This is a genomic window from Deltaproteobacteria bacterium (genome assembly GCA_016875395.1).
Lineage (GTDB): Bacteria > Myxococcota_A > UBA9160 > UBA9160 > UBA6930 > VGRF01.
The window spans coordinates 62437-78803 of the sequence record VGRF01000020.1 but is presented as its reverse complement, the minus strand read 5'-3'; the positions used below and the strand labels follow the sequence as shown (position 1 = coordinate 78803).

The following is a 16367-nucleotide window of genomic DNA, read 5'->3' as shown; positions in this document are numbered from 1 at the left end:
CGGGCGACAACGTGGAGATCACGGTGGAGCTGATCACCCCCGTGGCGATGGACAAGGAGCAGCGCTTCGCCATCCGCGAGGGTGGACGCACCGTCGGCTCCGGCGTCGTGGCCGAGATCGTCGAGTAATCAGGTCCGAAGCGCGCACGCGCGGAGCGAATCCATGGCGACGGAACTAGCAGCACAAAAGATCCGAATCCGGATGAAGGCCTACGACCACAAGCTCCTCGACCAGAGCGTCGGCGAGATCGTGGACACGGCGGCCCGCACCGGCGCGCGCGTGGCGGGGCCGATCCCGCTGCCGACCTCGATCAATCGCTTCACCGTGCTGCGTGGTCCGCACATCGACAAGAAGTCCCGCGAGCAGTTCGAGATCCGCACGCACAAGCGCCTGATCGACATCCTCGATCCGACGCCGCAGACGGTGGACGCACTGATGAAGCTCCAGCTCGCGGCGGGCGTGGACGTGGAGATCAAGATCTGAGCCGCTGGCCGGATCTGGAGTTGTTATGGCTACCGTGAACATCATCGCAGCGAGCGGCGGCAAGGCCGGCACGGTCGATCTCGACCCGGCCCTGTTCGAGAGCCGAATCCGCAATCACTTGTTCCACGCCGAAGTGCGTCGCCAGCTGACGCGCCGCCGCGCGGGCACGCACGCCACCAAGAACCGCGCCGCGGTTTCGGGCGGCGGCATCAAGCCGTGGAAGCAGAAGGGCACGGGCCGCGCGCGCCAGGGCACGATTCGCGCGCCCCAGTGGTCGGGCGGCGGCGTCGTGTTCGGCCCCACGCCGCGCGACTACGAGCACAAGCTGACCAAGAAGATGCGCAGCGCCGCGCTGGTGTCGGCGCTCTCGCTCCGTAACAAGGAAGGCGCGGTCGTGATCGCGGACGCGCTCGCGCTCGCGGAGTACAAGACCAAGGCCGGCAAGGCGCTGCTCGCCGCGCTCGGCGTGGCCGACAAGTCGGTGCTGCTCGTGACGGCTTCGGCGCAGCCTCAGCTCGAGCGCTCGCTGCGCAATCTCCCCGGCGTCGACGTGATTCGCGCCGAGGGACTCAACGTGTACGACGTCCTGCGCCACGAGAAGCTCGTGATCGCGAAGGACGCGCTCGCAGCGCTCGGCGCTCGCCTCGGGCAAGCGGCCGAGGGCCGCGCGCAGCGAGCCGCAGGCTCGCGGAGCACCAAAGGCGAGGCGGGGGAGTAGTCATGCAGATTCACGACGTGATCCTGCGCCCGGTCGTGACGGAGAAGAGCACCGTCGCTCGCGAGACCGTGAACGCGGTGACGCTGGCGGTCGATCCGGGCGCCTCGAAGCACGACGTCAAGCGCGCGGTCGAGGAGCTGTTCAAGGTGAACGTGCTGCGCGTTCGCACGTCGACGCCGCCGGCGAAGAAGAAGCGCATGGGCCGCTTCGTCGGCGCTCGCCGCGCGTGGAAGAAAGCCATCGTCGTTCTGGCCGAGGGTCAGAAGATCGAGTTCTTCGAAGGGGTCTAGTGTGCCGGTGAAGATCTACAAGCCGACGTCCGCGGGTCGACGCCAGATGAGCGTGGTCGACTTCTCGGACATCTCGAAGAAGCGCCCCGAGCGATCGCTCGTTTCGGGCCGCAAGCAGAAGACGGGCGGACGCAACGCGCACGGCCACATCACGAGCTGGCAGCGCGGGGGCGGTCACAAGCGCCTGTATCGCCAGATCGACTTCGTCCGTAACAAGAACGGCATTCCGGCGAAGGTCGCGGCGATCGAGTACGACCCGAATCGCTCGGCGTACATCGCGCTCCTCAACTACAAGGACGGCGAGAAGCGATACATCCTCGCGCCGCTCGGCCTCTCGGTCGGCGACGAAGTGATGTCCGGCCCGACCGCCGAGATCCGCCCCGGAAACACGCTGCCGCTCTCGAACATTCCGATCGGCAGCGTGATCCACGCCGTCGAGATGAAGCCCGGCAAGGGCGCACAGCTCGTGCGCTCCGCCGGCACCGGCGCGCAGCTGATGGCGCGCGAAGGCGACTACGCGCAGCTGCGCATGCCGAGCGGCGAGAACCGCATGATCCTCGCGCGCTGCGTCGCGACGATCGGTCAAGTAGGCAACCTCGACCACGAGAACATCAGCGTCGGCAAGGCGGGCCGCACGCGCTGGAAGGGCAAGAAGCCCAGCGTGCGCGGCGTCGCCATGAACCCCGTCGACCACCCGATGGGCGGCGGCGAAGGCAAGTCATCCGGTGGACGCCACCCGTGCACGCCTTGGGGCGTGCCCACGAAGGGTCACAAGACTCGCGTGAAGAAGGCGTCCGACAAGCTCATCGTGAAGCGGAGGAAGTGAGAATGGCCCGCTCCGTCAAGAAGGGGCCGTTCGTGGACCCGAGCCTGCAGCGCAAGGTCACGCGCGCGACTGCATCCGGCTCGAAGCAGGTGATCAAGACCTGGTCGCGGCGTTCCATGATCACGCCCGACTTCGTGGGGCTCACGTTCCACGTCCACAACGGCAAGCTGTTCATGCCCGTCTACGTGACGGAGAACATGGTCGGCCACCGGCTCGGTGAGTTCGCGCCGACGCGCAAGTTCACGGGCCACACGCTGGTGGCGAAGGCGGTGAAGCCCGCATGACCACCGTGAACGCCACGCTGCGAAATCTGCAGGTGAGCGCGCGCAAGGCGCGGCTCGTCGCGGATCAGATCCGAGGCAAGCAGGTCGAGGCGGCGCTGAACCTGCTCGCGCTTTCGGACAAGCGCGTCGCGCGCCCCATGCGCAAGCTCGTGAAGTCGGCCGTCGCCAACGCGGACGTGAAGAACGATCGCGAGAAGGCCGGCATCGACGTCGACAATCTCGTGATCGCCCGAATCTTCGTGGACGAAGGCCCGAGCCGGAAGGGCGTGCGCTCGCGCGCGCAGGGCCGCGCGAACTGGATTCGGAAGAGCACGTCGCACATCACCGTGGAACTCGAGGAGCGATAGACGTGGGACAAAAAGTCCATCCCTACGGATTCCGCCTGGGCACGCTCTATGGCTGGAAGTCGAACTGGTTCGACGAGCGCCGCTACCAGGACCAGGTCATCGAAGACTTCAAGCTGCGCAAGCACATCAAGGCGAAGCTGTATCACGCGGGCATCTCGAAGGTCGTCATCGAGCGGACCGGCGAGAAGTGCGTGATCAACATCCACACCGCGCGGCCGGGCATCCTGATCGGCAAGCGCGGCGCGGAAGTCGACGTGCTGCGCGGAGAGCTCGCGAAGATCACGCCGCACGAGATCTTCATCAACATCAAAGAGATCCGGAAGGCGGAGCTCGACGCGCAGCTGGTCGCCGAGTCGATCGCGATGCAGCTCGAGCGACGCGTCGCCTTCCGCCGCGCGATGAAGAAGTCGATGATGTCGACGATGAAGTTCGGTGCGAAGGGCATTCGCGTCGAGTGCAGCGGCCGGCTCGGCGGCTCGGAGATGAGCCGCCGCGAGCGCTACGCGGAAGGACGCGTGCCGCTGCACACGCTGCGCGCCGACATCGAGTTCGGCCTCGCGGAAGCGAAGACGACCTACGGCGCGATCGGCGTGAAGTGCTGGATCTTCAAGGGCGACGTCACGGACAAGGAGCTTCGCTCCGGACCGCTCGCGCTCCGCAATCGCGAAGAGGCGCAGAGGTAAGCGGCGATGCTTCAGCCCAAACGAACCAAGTACCGCAAGCAGATGAAGGGCCGCATGCGCGGCTTCGCCTACCGCGGCAACACCGTCGCGTTCGGCGAGTTCGGTCTGCAGGCCCTCGATCGCGGCCGCCTCACCGCGCGCCAGATCGAAGCGGCTCGTATCGCGATGACCCGCCACATCAAGCGTGGCGGGAAGATCTGGATCCGGATTTTCCCTGACAAGCCCATCTCGAAGAAGCCAGCCGAAACCCGCATGGGTAAGGGCAAGGGCAACCCGGAAGAGTGGGTCTGCGTCGTGCGGCCCGGCCGCATGCTCTACGAAATGGAAGGCGTGTCGATCGAGATCGCGCGCGAGGCGTTCCGGCTCGCGCAGCACAAGCTCTCGATCCCGACGCGCGTCGTGACTCGCGAGGAGCTGGCGTCATGAAGGCGAAGGAGCTGCGCGATCTCGCTGAAGCGGAGCTCGCGACCAAGGGCCGCGAGCTGCGCGACCAGCTGTGGAATGCGCGCATGAAGAAGGCGACGGGACAGCTCGAGAACCACGCGATGCTGCGCACGCTGCGGCGCGACATCGCGAGAGTGGAAACCGTGCTGCGCGAAAAGCGTGGAGCGAACCAGTGAGCGAACGAGGACGGCGGCGAACTCTGGATGGAGTCGTCGTCAGCGACAAGATGGACAAGACCGTGGTCGTCTCCGTGGAGCGGCTGGTGCAGGACACGACGTACTCCAAGTACGTGCGTCGCTACGCCCGCTTCATGGCGCACGACGAGTCGAACGAGTGCGCCGTGGGTGACCGCGTTCGCATCGTCGAGCATCGCCCGCTTTCCAAGCGCAAGCGCTGGAAGGTGGCGGAGACGCTCGAGAAGGCGCGCCGGGCGCAGGGGTAAGCGGCGATGATTCAACAAGAGACTGAGCTGGAAGTCGCCGACAACTCGGGCGCGCGCAAAGTCGCGTGCATCCGGGTGCTCGGCGGCACGCACCGCCGCTACGCGTCGATCGGCGACGTGATCGTCGTGACGATCAAGGACGCGATCCCGAACGCGCGCGTGAAGAAGGGCGAGGTGAAGAAAGCCGTCGTCGTGCGCACGCGCCGCAGCGTGTCGCGCCCCGACGGCTCCTACATCAAGTTCGACGACAACGCGGCCGTGCTGATCGACAACAACCGCGAGCCGATCGGCACGCGCATCTTCGGGCCGGTCGCGCGCGAGCTGCGCGCGCAGAAGTTCATGAAGATCATCTCGCTCGCGCCGGAGGTCCTCTAATGGCCGCCCCGCGCATTCAAGAGCGCTACCGCAAAGAGGTGGCGCCGAAGCTCCGCACCGAGTTCTCGTACGGGAACCCGCATCAGGTGCCGAATCTCTCGAAGATCGTCGTGAACATCGGCCTCGGCGAAGCGGTCGCGAACCCGAAGCTGATGGAGAAGGCGACGGAAGAGCTCGCGGCCATCACCGGTCAGAAGCCGCTCGTGCGCAAGTCGAAGAAGGCGATCGCCAACTTCAAGCTGCGCGCTGGCCTCCCGATCGGCTGCATGGTCACGCTGCGCGGCGCGCGCATGTGGGAGTTCTTCGACCGGCTCGTGAACGTCGCTCTCCCCCGCGTGCGCGACTTCCGCGGTACGCCGGCGAAGGGCTTCGACGGGCGCGGCAACTACACGCTGGGCCTGCGCGAGCAGATCATCTTCCCGGAAGTCGAGTTCGACAAAGTCGAGAAGATCGTCGGCATGAACGTGACCGTGTGCACGACGGCCAAGACCGACGCCGAGGCGAAGGCGCTGCTGGCGCACCTCGGCATGCCGTTCCGCCGGGCGTGAGCGGAGGAGTTTTCCCTAATGACTGATCCCATTTCTGACATGCTCGCGCGGATCCGCAATGCGGGTCAGGCGCGCCATCCGTCGCTGCAGGTGCCTTCGTCGAAGCTGAAGCTCGCCGTCGCGCGCGTGCTCGCCGACGCCGGCTACCTCGAGTCCGTCGGCGTCGCTGCGAAGGACGGCCGCCCGGTGCTCGAGATCAAGCTGCGCTTCGGCCGCGACGGCAAGAGCGTGATCGACGGCATGCGCCGCGTCTCGAAGCCGAGCCGCCGCGTCTACGTGAGCGCGGAAGAGATTCCGCGCGTGCGCAGCGGCCTCGGCACGGCGGTGATCTCCACGAACAAGGGCGTGCTTTCCGACGCCGCGGCGCGCGAGCAGCGCGTCGGCGGCGAGCTGCTCTGCGAGGTTTGGTAAGCAAGCGATCCAACGCGCGCAGCGCGTAGGTCGCGCGCAGCGAGCCGGGCGGCTCGTGAGCGACGAGGCAAGAGAACAGAGGCGAGCAGAGCTCGCGAAAGGCTTGTAGTCATGTCTCGCGTGGGTCGAAAAGCGGTCGCGATTCCGTCGGGCGTCACGATCGCCCACAAGGACGGCGTGATCGAAGTGAAGGGGCCGAAGGGCACCCTCAAGGAAACGCTGCACGCGCGCGTGAAGGTCGAGGTCGCGGGCGGCGAGGTGAAGTTCGGGTGCCCCGACGATCTGCCGCCGACGCGCGCGCTGCACGGGCTCGTGCGCGCCACGGTGCAGAACATGGTCACGGGCGTGACGATGGGCTTCACGCGCGAGCTCGAGATCCAGGGCACGGGCTTCCGCGCCGAGGTGAAGGGCAAGAGCCTGAACCTCACCGTGGGCTTCTCGCACCCGGTCGAGATGGCGATTCCGGAAGGCCTCAAGGTCTCGGTCGCGGAAAACAAGATCAAGATCGAAGGCGCCAACCGGCACACCGTGGGCCAGTTCGCGTCGAACGTACGCGAGGTGAAGCCGCCGGAGCCATACAAGGGCAAGGGCATCCGCTACGTCGACGAGCACGTGCGCCGCAAGGTCGGCAAGGCCGCGGCCGGCTGATCAGGCATTAGGGGAACCGTCTCATGAAGCGCAAAATCCACAACGCGAAGCGAGCCTCGCGCATCGCGCGCCGAGCGCGCGTGCAGCGCTCGCTCGCGAACACCGATCGCCCGCGCGTCACGATCTTCCGCAGCGCCAAGCACATGTACGCGCAGCTGGTCGACGTGAACGGCAAGACGCTCGCGACCGCGTCGACGCTGCAGGAAGGCCTCGCCGAGGGCTACACGGGCAACGTCGAGGCGGCCAAGCGCGTCGGCGCGGCGATCGCCGCCGCGGCGAAGAAGCACGGAGTCGAGGCCGTCGTCTTCAACCGCAACGGCTTCCTCTACCACGGGCGCGTGAAGGCGCTCGCGGACGCGGCGCGCGAAGCCGGCCTCCAGTTCTAAGCAGCATCGAGGGAACAAGATGAGCGACAAGCTCAATGCCAATGATTATGAGCTGAACGACCGCGTGGTCCACATCAACCGCGTCGCGAAGGTGGTGAAGGGCGGACGCCGCTTCAGCTTCAGCGCGCTGGTGGTGGTGGGCGACGGCAACGGCGTCGTTGGCGTCGGGCTCGGCAAGGCGGGCGAAGTGCCCGAGGCGATCCGCAAGGGCGTCGAGCGCGCGCGCAAGAATCTGATGCGCGTGCCGCTGCTGAACGGGACGATTCCGCACGAGGTGCTCGGGCAGTTCGGCGCCGGGCAGGTGCTGCTGAAGCCGGCGTCCTCGGGCACCGGCGTGATCGCGGGCGGCGGCGTGCGCGCCGTCGTCGAGTCGGCCGGCGTGCGCGACGTGCTCTCGAAGGCGCTCGGCACGAGCAATCCGCACAACGTGGTGAACGCGACGCTCGCGGCCCTGCGCGAGCTGCGCGATCCGGAGATGCGCCGCGCGGAGCTCGCGCGATGAGCAAGAAGATCACCGTGAAGCAGGTGCGCTCCGGCGCGCACTACGGGAAGAAGCAGCAGGCGACGCTGCGCGGGCTCGGGCTCGGCAAGCCGCAGCAGAGCGCGAAGCTCGAGGATTCGCCCGCGGTGCGCGGGATGATTCGCGCCGTCACGCACCTCGTGAAGGTGGAGGAGTAAGGCGATGCTGAATCAGCTCGCTCCGCGCCCCGGCGCGCGGCAGAAGCGCAAGCGCGCTGCGCGCGGCTCGGGCACGGGCCTGCAGAAGAGCGCGGGCCGCGGCGGCAAGGGCCAGGGCAAGAACTCGCGCGGCAACGAGACGCCGAACTACTTCGAAGGCGGTCAGATGCCGCTCGTGCGCCGCCTGCCCAAGCGCGGCTTCACGAACGTGCACCGCAAGCCGTACGAGACGGTGAACCTCGGCGCGCTCGAGGGCTTCGCCGCGGGCGCCGAGATCGACCTCGCCGCGCTGATCGCGAAGGGCCTCGTGCGCCGCAGCGCGACGCAGGTGAAGTTGCTCGGCGAAGGCGACGCGCCGCAGGGGCTCAAGCTGAAGGTGCACCGCGCCAGCGAGAGCGCGATCGCCAAGGTGCAGGGCGCCGGCGGCAGCGTGGAGATCGTGGCGTGATCGGAGGCGCCGCCAACATCGCGCGCATTCCGGAGCTGATGAGCCGCATTTGGTTCACGCTCGGAATGCTGCTCGTGTATCGCGTCGGCGCCAAGATCGCGACGCCGGGGGTCGACCCCGACGTCGTGCGTCAGTACTTCGAGACGCAGGGCGGCGGCGTCTTCGGCCTCTTCAACGTGTTCTCGGGCGGCGCGCTCGAGAGCCTCTCGATCTTCACGCTGGGCATCATGCCCTACATCAGCGCCTCGATCATTCTGCAACTGCTCACCGTCGTGGTGCCGCAGCTCGAGGCGCTGAAGAAGGAAGGCGAGCAGGGCCAGAAGAAGATCACCGGCTACACGCGCTACGCGACGATCGTGCTGGCGTTGTTCCAGAGCGCGATGATGGCGCGCGCACTCGAGACCGGATCGTTCGGAACGGGCGCCGTCGTGAACCCCGGATTCGGCTTCTACGCGCTCACGATCATCACGCTCACGACGGGCACGGCCTTCATCATGTGGCTCGGCGAGCAAATCACCGAGCGCGGCATCGGCAACGGCATCTCGATGGTGATCTTCTCCGGCATCGTGGTGAGCATCCCGGGCGCGATCGCGCAGGTGTGGGAGCTGATCAACACCGAGCAGCTGAATCTGATTTCGGCGCTGTTCGTGCTCGGCCTGATCGTGCTCGTGATCGGCGCCGTGTTCTTCGTCGAGAGCGGCCAGCGCCGCATCCCGATCCAGCACGCGCGCCGCGTGGTCGGCCGCCAGATGACGCAGGGCGGCCTCACCTACTTCCCGCTGCGCGTGAACACCGCCGGCGTGATCCCGCCGATCTTCGCGTCGAGCCTCCTCGTGTTCCCGAGCACGATCGCGCAGTTCTCGAACACCTCGGCGAGCGATCAGGGCGTCGGCGCCACGATCATGCGCTTCATCCAGGACTACCTGAACGCGGGCGGCTGGGTCTACAACGGCGTCTACGTCGCGCTGATCGTGTTCTTCGCGTTCTTCTACACCGCGATCGTGATCAACCCTGACGACGTGGCGGAGAACCTGAAGCGCCAGGGCGGGGCAATTCCGGGCGTGCGCCCCGGCCAGCAGACCTCGAAGTACATCGACGGCGTGCTCTCGCGCCTCACGCTCGTGGGCGCGATCTACATCTCGGCGATCTGCATCCTGCCCGTCGTGCTCTCGACGTACATGGGCCTGCCGTTCTACTTCGGCGGCACGGCGCTGCTGATCGTCGTCGGCGTGAGCAAGGACCTGCTCGCCGCGATCGAGGCCCACCTGCTCTCGCACCAGTACCAGGGCTTCGTGCAGGGCGTGCGCATGCGCGGGCGGTTCAACCGATGAGCGCGCGCCGTCTGTTGCTGCTGGGCCCGCCCGGCGCCGGGAAGGGCACGCAGGCTCAGCTGGTCGCCCAGCGCCTGGGGATTCCCCAAATTTCTACAGGCGATATGTTGCGCGCCGCGGTCGCTGCGGGAAGCGATGTCGGCAAGCGCGCGAAGTCCTTCATGGACGCGGGCAAGCTGGTGCCGGACGAGGTGGTGATCGGCGTGGCGGAGCAGCGGCTCGGCCAGCCGGACGCGAAGAAGGGCTTCATCCTCGACGGCTTTCCGCGCACGGCCGCGCAGGCGGATGCGCTCGACAAGATGCTGCCGGTGCTCGGTGTCTCGCTCGAGCGCTGCATCTCGCTCGAGGTCGACGAAGACGAGCTCGTGAAGCGGCTGCTGAACCGCGCGCGCATCGAAGGCCGCAGCGACGACAACGAGGGGACGATCCGCACGCGCATGCAGGTGTACAGGGAGAGCACGGCGCCGCTGATCGCTTATTACGGTGGGCGCGGCGTGCTCGCGAGGGTCGACGGCGAAGGCAGCGTCGAGGAAGTGGCCAAGCGCATTCGGCACGCGCTGGATTGAACGAAGTCAGGAGTTCGAGAAGCAAGGCAGAGCATCGACCGAATGCGGCTCGGGAAGCCGCAAGCGACCCAGCGGCGCGCGAGCGCCGCAGGGCGCGCGCAGCGAGGCGAAGCCGAGCGGAGCTCGCAAAGGATTCGACATGAAGGTTCGAGCATCGGTCAAGAAGATGTGTGAGAAGTGCCGGGTCGTCCGGCGCCGCGGCGTCGTCCGCATTCTCTGCGAAAACCCGAAGCACAAGCAGCGACAGGGGTAACTCATGGCACGCATCGCAGGCGTCGATCTGCCGCGCAACAAGCAGATCGGAACCGCACTCACTTACATCTACGGCGTCGGCAACACGACCGCGCGCCAGATCTGCCAGCGCGCAGACATCGACATGGCCACGCGCACGGATCATCTGCGCGAGGACGAGCTCGTGCGCATCCGCGAGCTGCTCGAGCGCGAGTATCAGGTCGAGGGCGATCTGCGCCGCGAGGTGCAGGGCAACGTGAAGCTGCTGATGGACATCGGCTGCTACCGCGGGCTGCGCCATCGCCGCGGTTTGCCGGTGCGCGGCCAGCGCACGCACACGAACGCGCGAACCCGCAAGGGCCCGCGCAAGACGGTCGCGGGCAAGAAGCAAGCCCCGGCCAAGAAGTAGAGGATTCATGCAGCCGAAAGCTGGCAAGAAGAAGGTCAAGAAGAACGTCGCGGCGGGCGTCGCCCACATTCAGTCGACGTTCAACAACACGATCGTCACGATCACCGATCCGGTCGGGAACACGCTCGCCTGGGCGAGCGCCGGCGCGCACGGCTTCAAGGGCTCGCGCAAGTCGACGCCGTACGCCGCGCAGATCGCCGCGGAGGAGTGCTGCAAGAAGGCCGCCGAGCACGGCGTGCGCGCGCTCTCGGTGTTCGTGAAGGGCCCGGGCGGCGGTCGCGAGTCCGCACTCCGCGCGCTTCAAGCCGCCGGCATGCGCATCAACATGATCAAGGACGTCACTCCCATTCCGCACAACGGCTGCCGCCCGCCCAAGCGGCGCCGCGTCTGAGGTAAGCGATGGCTCGTTACACAGGTCCCGCCTGCCGGCTCTGCCGCCGCGAAGGCACGAAGCTCTTCCTGAAGGGCGACCGCTGCTTCAGCGACAAATGCTCGGTCGACAAGCGCCAGTACGCGCCCGGTCAGCACGGCCAGAACAAGCCGCGCCTCACCGAGTACGGCGTGCAGCTGCGCGAGAAGCAGAAGGTGAAGCGCATGTACGGACTGCTCGAGCAGCAGTTCTCCGGCACGATGGCCAAGGCCTCGCGCATGAAGGGCCGCGCGGGTGAAAACCTGCTGCAGCTGCTCGAGCGCCGGCTGGACAACGTGGTGTTCCGGCTCGGCTTCGCGACCTCGCGCGCCGAAGCGCGCCAGCTCGTGCAGCACGGCCACTTCGCCGTGAACGGCCGCACCGTCACGATCCCGTCGTTCATCGTGCGGCCCAACAACAAGATCGTGCTGCGCGAGAGCTCGCGGCAGATCGCGCGCATCGTCGGCGCGCTCGAGGCGCTCGAGAGCCGCGCGGTTCCGGGCTGGCTCGAGATCGAGAAGGAGAGCTTCACCGGCACGGTGAAGGCGCTCCCGGTCCGCGAAGACGTGACGATGCCGATCGAAGAGCAGCTGATCGTCGAGCTCTACTCGCGCTAACCGCCCGCGCGATCTCGTCGAGATCGAGGGGCACGATCCGCCTGACCCACTGATTAGGGGGAACTTCGCATGCAGCAAGAACTGATCGCTCGCAATTGGCGACAGCTGATCCGCCCGCGCCGCCTCGAGCAGGAAGCCGAGGAGACGTCCGAGCGCTACGGCCGCTTCGCCTGCGAGCCGCTCGAGCGCGGCTTCGGCCAGACGCTCGGCAACTCGCTGCGCCGCGTGCTGCTCTCGTCGCTGCAAGGCGCCGCGATCACGTCGGTGCGCGTGGCCGGTGTCCAGCACGAGTTCTCGACCGTGCCCGGCGTGCTCGAAGACGTGAGCGACATCATCCTGAACCTCAAGGAAGTGCGGCTGCGCCTCAACGCGGGCGGCCCGAAGACGGTGCGCATCCGCCGCAGCGGAACCGGGGTCGTCACGGCCGCGGAGCTCGCCGCCGAGGACTCGACGATCGAGGTGATGAACCCCGATCACAAGCTCGCGACGCTCACCGGCGGCGCCGAGTTCGACCTCGAGTGCACGATCGATCTCGGCAAGGGCTATCGCCCGGCGGAGAAGAACAAGGTCGAGGATCAGCCGATCGGCACGATCCCGATCGACTCGATCTTCACGCCCGTGCGCCGCGTGAACTACACCGTCACGCCGGCGCGCGTCGGCCGCGAGACGGACTTCGACCGCCTCAGCCTCGAGGTGTGGACCGACGGCTCGGTCGCGCCCGCCGACGCGATCGCGTTCGGCGCGAAGATCCTGAAGGACCAGCTCTCGATCTTCATCAACTTCGACGAGCCGACGGAAGCGGCGCCGCAGGCGCACGAGGTCGGTGAGTCGCTGAACCCGCACCTGTTCCGCTCGGTCGACGAGCTCGAGCTGTCGGTGCGCTCGGCGAACTGCCTGCAGAACGCCAACATCCGCTACATCGGCGAGCTCGTGCAGCGCACCGAGAGCGAGATGCTCAAGACCAAGAACTTCGGCCGAAAGTCGCTGAACGAGATCAAGGAAGTGCTGGCCTCGATGGGCCTCTCGCTGGGTATGACCCTCGAGAACTTCCCCTCCCGCAAGGAGCTCGAGCAGCGCGCACGCGAACGCGAGGGTTGATTCGATGCGTCACGGGAATCGTCGAGGAAAGCTGCGCCGCCCGACCGGGCACCGGCTCGCGCTGCTTCGCAACATGGTCACCTCGCTGCTCGAGTGCGAGCAGGTGGAGACCACGGACGCGAAGGCGAAGGAGTTGCGCCGCATCGCGGATCAGATGATCACGCTCGGCAAACGCGGCGATCTGCATGCGCGCCGCCAAGCCGCCGCGGTGATTCGCCGCGACGACGTGGAGAAGAAAGTCTTCACCGAGCTCGCGGAGCGCTACCGCACTCGCAAGGGCGGCTACACGCGCGTGATGAAGTCGCGCGTGCGTGTCGGCGACGCCGCGCGCATCTCGATCGTCGAGCTGGTGGATCGGCCCGCCCCCGAGAAGGCGGCAGTCACCAAGTAGTGCGCAGCGGCGAGGCGAGGCCGTGAACGCATCGCGCATCGCGCGCTGGGTGCTCGGAGTCGCGCTGCTCGCCGCGGCAGCCTGGATGGTCGTGACGGGCGAGCGCGCGGCGCCGCCGGTCGAGGACGGCCTGCCTGCGCCGCCCTTCCGCGTCGCGCGCCTCGGCGGCGGCGAGCTCACGCTCGCCGAGCTGCGCGGCAAGGTCGTGCTCGTGAACTTCTGGGCCACGTGGTGCGCGCCGTGCGAGCAAGAGATGCCGGCGATGCAGCGGCTCTACGAGCAGCTCGCGCCGCGCGGCTTCGAGCTCGTCGCGATCTCGGTCGACGACAGCGCCGAGCCCGTCGAGAGATTCCGCGAGCGCCTCGGCCTCACCTTCCCGATCGGTCTCGATCCCGAGAAGGAAGTCGCGCAGCGCTACCAGAGCCTGCGCTTCCCCGAGAGCTTCCTGATCGATCGCGAGGGCGTGCTCGTCGCGCGCTACATCGGGGAGCGCGACTGGGACGCGCCCGAGTACGCGGGCCGAATCGCGCGACTGCTGGGCGCACCGCGCTGACTCCGCGCTGAGCATTTGTGACGACTGCCGCTGCGAGTCGCACGCGGCTCGTTACGTTGCGCTGCGGGGGGATGCGCATGGCAAAGCGCAGCGGGAAGCGTGCGCCGAAGGGGCGCGCGAAGCGAAAGCGGAGCCGGCGCGGCTTCGGGAGCAGCGTGCTCATCGCCGCGGGCGTCGCGGTCGGGCTGCTCGCCGTGCTGGCGGTTTATCAGGGCAACGTGCGCCACGTGCTCGACCTGCGCCGCGACTACTCGCAGGCGAACACGCGCATCCACACGCTGAACACGAAGATCGCGAGCGACGAGGCGCAAGCTGCAGCGCTCGAGAGCGACCCCGTCGCGATCGAATCGGCGATTCGCTCCGAGCTCGGGTTGGCGCGGCCGGGCGAGTGGGTGGTGCGCGAGGAAGACTCCACAAGCCTGCGAAATCCTTGACGATTCCGGCGCGGTCCGCGAGCCTGCGCGCATTCCGTCCATCCGCCCCCGCGGCTCAGTGAGACCTCCGTGCGCGAACGACTCCAAGCGGCTCTCGACGCCGCGGTCTCGGCTCTGCTCGAAGATGCTGGCGACCCGGCGCCCGCGCCGGGGTTCGCGCTCGATCCGCCGAGGCAAGCCGAGCACGGCGATTTCGCGACGAACGCCGCGCTGGTGCTCGCGAAGCGGCTGAAGCAGCCGCCGCGCACGGTGGCGGAAGCGCTCGTCGCGAAAGTGGGTGCGGCGAGCGGGCTCGTCGCCCGCGCGGAGGTCGCGGGGCCGGGCTTCGTGAACTTCTGGCTCGAGCGCTCGGGCTGGCGCAGCGCGCTGCAGGACATCCTCGCGGCGGGAAGTGATTACGGCCGCAGCGACGCCGGCAAGGCGCGCAAGGTGATGGTCGAGTTCATCTCGGCGAACCCGACGGGCCCGCTCTCGGTCGGCCACGGGCGGCAGGCCGTGCTCGGAGACTGCATCGCGCGCCTGTTCGACGCGACGGGCTGGCGCGTCACGCGCGAGTACTACTTCAACAACGGCGGCCGCCAGATGCGCGTGCTCGGCGAGTCCGTGCGCGCCCGCTACCTCGAGTTGTTAGGGCGCGCCGCGGCGCCGCCCGAGGATGCGCTCAAGGACGAGACGCTGCCGTGGCCGGCGGAGATCGGCGGCAAGCCCGTCGTGTTCCCGCGCGAGGGTTATCAGGGCTCGTACATCGCCGACATCGCGCAGGCGGTGATCGATCGCGAAGGCGAGGGCTGGCTCGCGGAGCCGGGCGAGCGCGGCTTTCGCATGGAAGCGGAGCAGCGCATCTTCGCCGAGATCCGCGCGACGCAGGACGCGCTCGGCATCACGTTCGACGTGTACACGAACGAGCTCACGATGTACGAGGAGAAGCGCGTCGAGGGCGCGCTCGCGGACCTGCGCAAGACCACGCGCGTGTTCGAGGAAGGCGGCGCGGTGTGGCTGCGCGCGACCGATCTCGGCCTCGCGCGCGATCGCGTGCTGGTGAAGTCGTCGGGCGAGCCGACCTACCTGCTGCCCGACGTGGCATACCACCGCCAGAAGCTCGAGCGCGGCTTCGAGCGCATCGTCGACGTGCAGGGCGCCGATCACAAAGACCAGGGCCCGTACGTGAAGGCCGCGCTCGCGGCGCTCGGGCTGCCGGCGGAGCGTGTCGAGTTCGTGATTCACGAGTTCGTGACGCTCACGGCAGGTGGCCAGACCGTGAAGCAGTCCACGCGCCGCGCAACCTTCATCACCGTCGACGAGGTGCTGAAAGATGTCGGCGCCGACGTGTTCCGCTTCTTCATGATTCAGCGCCGGCCCGAGAGCCACCTCGACTTCGACCTCGATCTCGCGAAAGAGACCGACTGGACGAAGAACCCCGCCTACTACTTGCAGTACGCGCACGCGCGCTGCTGCGGGATCGAGCGCCAGGCGGCGGAGCGCGGCGTGACCCTGCCGAAGGCGGGCGAGATCGACGCCGAGCGGCTGGCGCTGCCCGAAGAGATCGAGCTGATTCGGAAGCTCGCCGAGTTCCCCGACGTCGTCGCGCGCGCGGCGGAGGCGTGCGAGCCGCACCACGTCGCGTACTACACGCGCGACGTCGCGGCGCTGTGGAACCCGTACCTCCAGGACGGCAAGAATCACCGCGTGCTCTCCGACGACGCGGAGCTCACGGCCGCGCGCCTCGGCCTCGTGGCCGCGGTGCGCACGGTGATCGCGAACGGGCTGCGCCTGCTCGGCATGAGCGCGCCGGAGCGGATGTGATGAGCGAGACGCAGGCGAAGCGCGCGGGCACGAGCTGGATCGCGACGATCGGGGGCGCGCTGCTGCTGATGGTCGCGGGCTTCGGCGTCGGCCTGCTCGCGCCCGCGATCTGGGACGCCTCGCTCGTCGCCGATCACGTGAGCGGCAAGACCACCGAGGTGCCGCTGCCGGAGAAGGCGCCGGTGCGCGAGCAGGTCGCGGACGCGGGCGACTCCGAGCGCGCGCCTGCCGCGAGCGAGCCGGCGACGCCCGCGGTCTCGGCACCGCCGCCGAGCGGCGGATTCGCGGTGCAAGTCGGCGCGTTCGCGACGCAGGGTGCGGCATACGATCTCGCGGCGGAGCTGAAGCAGCTCGGGCACCCGGCCTACGTCGCGGATCAAGGCGGCAATGGCGCGCGCTTCAAAGTGCGCGTGGGTCCGATCTCGACGCGCGCGGACGCCGACACCCTCGCGGACAAGCTGAAGCGCGAGCAGCGCCTGCCGACGTGGGTGCTGGCGCGCGAGTCGAGCTGAGC

The 16367-nt window shown here is 68.0% G+C and carries 31 protein-coding genes; all 31 read left to right on the top strand.

Annotated elements, in window-relative coordinates; genetic code table 11:
• Positions 1-128, top strand: a 128-nt coding sequence (gene tuf, locus FJ091_15300) for an elongation factor Tu (GenBank protein MBM4384719.1), incomplete at its 5' end; no start/stop codon positions are given.
• A gap of 34 nt (positions 129-162) precedes the next feature.
• Positions 163-483 carry a 30S ribosomal protein S10 gene (gene rpsJ / locus FJ091_15295; protein MBM4384718.1) on the top strand — a complete coding sequence of 107 codons (321 nt, stop codon included), beginning with the start codon at positions 163-165 and terminating at the stop codon, positions 481-483.
• Between the two features lie 25 nt (positions 484-508).
• Positions 509-1201, top strand: coding sequence for a 50S ribosomal protein L4 (rplD, locus tag FJ091_15290; GenBank protein ID MBM4384717.1), 693 nt, complete (start codon positions 509-511; stop codon positions 1199-1201).
• 2 nt (positions 1202-1203) lie between these two features.
• Entirely contained in the window at positions 1204-1491 is a 288-nt protein-coding gene (rplW, locus tag FJ091_15285) for a 50S ribosomal protein L23 (protein MBM4384716.1), read from the top strand.
• A 1-nt stretch (position 1492) separates the two neighbouring features.
• Complete coding sequence (gene rplB / locus FJ091_15280; GenBank protein ID MBM4384715.1) at positions 1493-2317, top strand: 50S ribosomal protein L2; 825 nt, start codon at positions 1493-1495, stop codon at positions 2315-2317.
• Between the two features lie 2 nt (positions 2318-2319).
• Positions 2320-2601 (top strand): 30S ribosomal protein S19, encoded by a 282-nt coding sequence (gene rpsS / locus FJ091_15275; GenBank protein ID MBM4384714.1) that lies wholly within the window; start codon positions 2320-2322, stop codon positions 2599-2601.
• Entirely contained in the window at positions 2598-2948 is a 351-nt protein-coding gene (gene rplV, locus FJ091_15270) for a 50S ribosomal protein L22 (protein ID MBM4384713.1), read from the top strand. The genes rpsS and rplV overlap by 4 nt, the downstream gene beginning before the upstream one ends.
• 2 nt (positions 2949-2950) lie before the next feature.
• Entirely contained in the window at positions 2951-3631 is a 681-nt protein-coding gene (gene rpsC, locus FJ091_15265; GenBank protein ID MBM4384712.1) for a 30S ribosomal protein S3, read from the top strand.
• A 6-nt stretch (positions 3632-3637) separates the two neighbouring features.
• Positions 3638-4057, top strand: a complete 420-nt coding sequence (gene rplP, locus FJ091_15260) for a 50S ribosomal protein L16 (protein ID MBM4384711.1) — start codon at positions 3638-3640, stop codon at positions 4055-4057.
• Positions 4054-4251: a 50S ribosomal protein L29 gene (gene rpmC / locus FJ091_15255; protein MBM4384710.1), complete on the top strand. Its 198-nt coding sequence runs from the start codon at positions 4054-4056 to the stop codon at positions 4249-4251. Before rplP ends, rpmC begins: the two co-directional genes overlap by 4 nt.
• Positions 4248-4517 carry a 30S ribosomal protein S17 gene (gene rpsQ / locus FJ091_15250; GenBank protein ID MBM4384709.1) on the top strand — a complete coding sequence of 90 codons (270 nt, stop codon included), beginning with the start codon at positions 4248-4250 and terminating at the stop codon, positions 4515-4517. The genes rpmC and rpsQ overlap by 4 nt, the downstream gene beginning before the upstream one ends.
• Before the next feature lie 6 nt (positions 4518-4523).
• Positions 4524-4892, top strand: coding sequence for a 50S ribosomal protein L14 (rplN, locus tag FJ091_15245; protein ID MBM4384708.1), 369 nt, complete (start codon positions 4524-4526; stop codon positions 4890-4892).
• Positions 4892-5440: a 50S ribosomal protein L5 gene (gene rplE, locus FJ091_15240; GenBank protein MBM4384707.1), complete on the top strand. Its 549-nt coding sequence runs from the start codon at positions 4892-4894 to the stop codon at positions 5438-5440. The genes rplN and rplE overlap by 1 nt, the downstream gene beginning before the upstream one ends.
• Before the next feature lie 18 nt (positions 5441-5458).
• Complete coding sequence (gene rpsH, locus FJ091_15235; GenBank protein ID MBM4384706.1) at positions 5459-5851, top strand: 30S ribosomal protein S8; 393 nt, start codon at positions 5459-5461, stop codon at positions 5849-5851.
• A 111-nt stretch (positions 5852-5962) separates the two neighbouring features.
• Positions 5963-6499, top strand: a complete 537-nt coding sequence (rplF, locus tag FJ091_15230) for a 50S ribosomal protein L6 (GenBank protein ID MBM4384705.1) — start codon at positions 5963-5965, stop codon at positions 6497-6499.
• Positions 6500-6522: 23 nt separating this feature from the next.
• Positions 6523-6885 (top strand): 50S ribosomal protein L18, encoded by a 363-nt coding sequence (locus FJ091_15225; GenBank protein MBM4384704.1) that lies wholly within the window; start codon positions 6523-6525, stop codon positions 6883-6885.
• Positions 6886-6904: 19 nt separating this feature from the next.
• Complete coding sequence (rpsE, locus tag FJ091_15220; GenBank protein MBM4384703.1) at positions 6905-7387, top strand: 30S ribosomal protein S5; 483 nt, start codon at positions 6905-6907, stop codon at positions 7385-7387.
• Complete coding sequence (gene rpmD / locus FJ091_15215) at positions 7384-7563, top strand: 50S ribosomal protein L30 (protein ID MBM4384702.1); 180 nt, start codon at positions 7384-7386, stop codon at positions 7561-7563. The genes rpsE and rpmD overlap by 4 nt, the downstream gene beginning before the upstream one ends.
• A 4-nt stretch (positions 7564-7567) precedes the next feature.
• Complete coding sequence (gene rplO / locus FJ091_15210; protein MBM4384701.1) at positions 7568-8011, top strand: 50S ribosomal protein L15; 444 nt, start codon at positions 7568-7570, stop codon at positions 8009-8011.
• On the top strand, positions 8008-9342 hold the full coding sequence (secY, locus tag FJ091_15205; protein MBM4384700.1) for a preprotein translocase subunit SecY: 1335 nt from the start codon (positions 8008-8010) through the stop codon (positions 9340-9342). Before rplO ends, secY begins: the two co-directional genes overlap by 4 nt.
• A complete protein-coding gene (locus FJ091_15200; protein ID MBM4384699.1) occupies positions 9339-9908 on the top strand; it encodes an adenylate kinase in 570 nt (189 codons plus the stop codon). The genes secY and FJ091_15200 overlap by 4 nt, the downstream gene beginning before the upstream one ends.
• A gap of 139 nt (positions 9909-10047) precedes the next feature.
• Positions 10048-10161, top strand: a complete 114-nt coding sequence (gene rpmJ, locus FJ091_15195; GenBank protein MBM4384698.1) for a 50S ribosomal protein L36 — start codon at positions 10048-10050, stop codon at positions 10159-10161.
• Between the two features lie 3 nt (positions 10162-10164).
• A complete protein-coding gene (gene rpsM / locus FJ091_15190; protein ID MBM4384697.1) occupies positions 10165-10548 on the top strand; it encodes a 30S ribosomal protein S13 in 384 nt (127 codons plus the stop codon).
• A gap of 7 nt (positions 10549-10555) precedes the next feature.
• On the top strand, positions 10556-10939 hold the full coding sequence (rpsK, locus tag FJ091_15185; protein ID MBM4384696.1) for a 30S ribosomal protein S11: 384 nt from the start codon (positions 10556-10558) through the stop codon (positions 10937-10939).
• A gap of 8 nt (positions 10940-10947) precedes the next feature.
• Entirely contained in the window at positions 10948-11574 is a 627-nt protein-coding gene (gene rpsD, locus FJ091_15180; protein MBM4384695.1) for a 30S ribosomal protein S4, read from the top strand.
• A gap of 69 nt (positions 11575-11643) precedes the next feature.
• Positions 11644-12672 (top strand): DNA-directed RNA polymerase subunit alpha, encoded by a 1029-nt coding sequence (locus FJ091_15175; GenBank protein MBM4384694.1) that lies wholly within the window; start codon positions 11644-11646, stop codon positions 12670-12672.
• A gap of 4 nt (positions 12673-12676) precedes the next feature.
• Complete coding sequence (gene rplQ / locus FJ091_15170; protein ID MBM4384693.1) at positions 12677-13063, top strand: 50S ribosomal protein L17; 387 nt, start codon at positions 12677-12679, stop codon at positions 13061-13063.
• A 22-nt stretch (positions 13064-13085) separates the two neighbouring features.
• A complete protein-coding gene (locus tag FJ091_15165) occupies positions 13086-13616 on the top strand; it encodes a TlpA family protein disulfide reductase (GenBank protein MBM4384692.1) in 531 nt (176 codons plus the stop codon).
• A 77-nt stretch (positions 13617-13693) separates the two neighbouring features.
• Positions 13694-14050: a septum formation initiator family protein gene (locus FJ091_15160; GenBank protein MBM4384691.1), complete on the top strand. Its 357-nt coding sequence runs from the start codon at positions 13694-13696 to the stop codon at positions 14048-14050.
• Positions 14051-14119: 69 nt separating this feature from the next.
• Entirely contained in the window at positions 14120-15853 is a 1734-nt protein-coding gene (locus tag FJ091_15155; GenBank protein ID MBM4384690.1) for an arginine--tRNA ligase, read from the top strand.
• Entirely contained in the window at positions 15853-16365 is a 513-nt protein-coding gene (locus tag FJ091_15150) for an SPOR domain-containing protein (protein ID MBM4384689.1), read from the top strand. The genes FJ091_15155 and FJ091_15150 overlap by 1 nt, the downstream gene beginning before the upstream one ends.
• Positions 16366-16367: the final 2 nt, after the last annotated feature.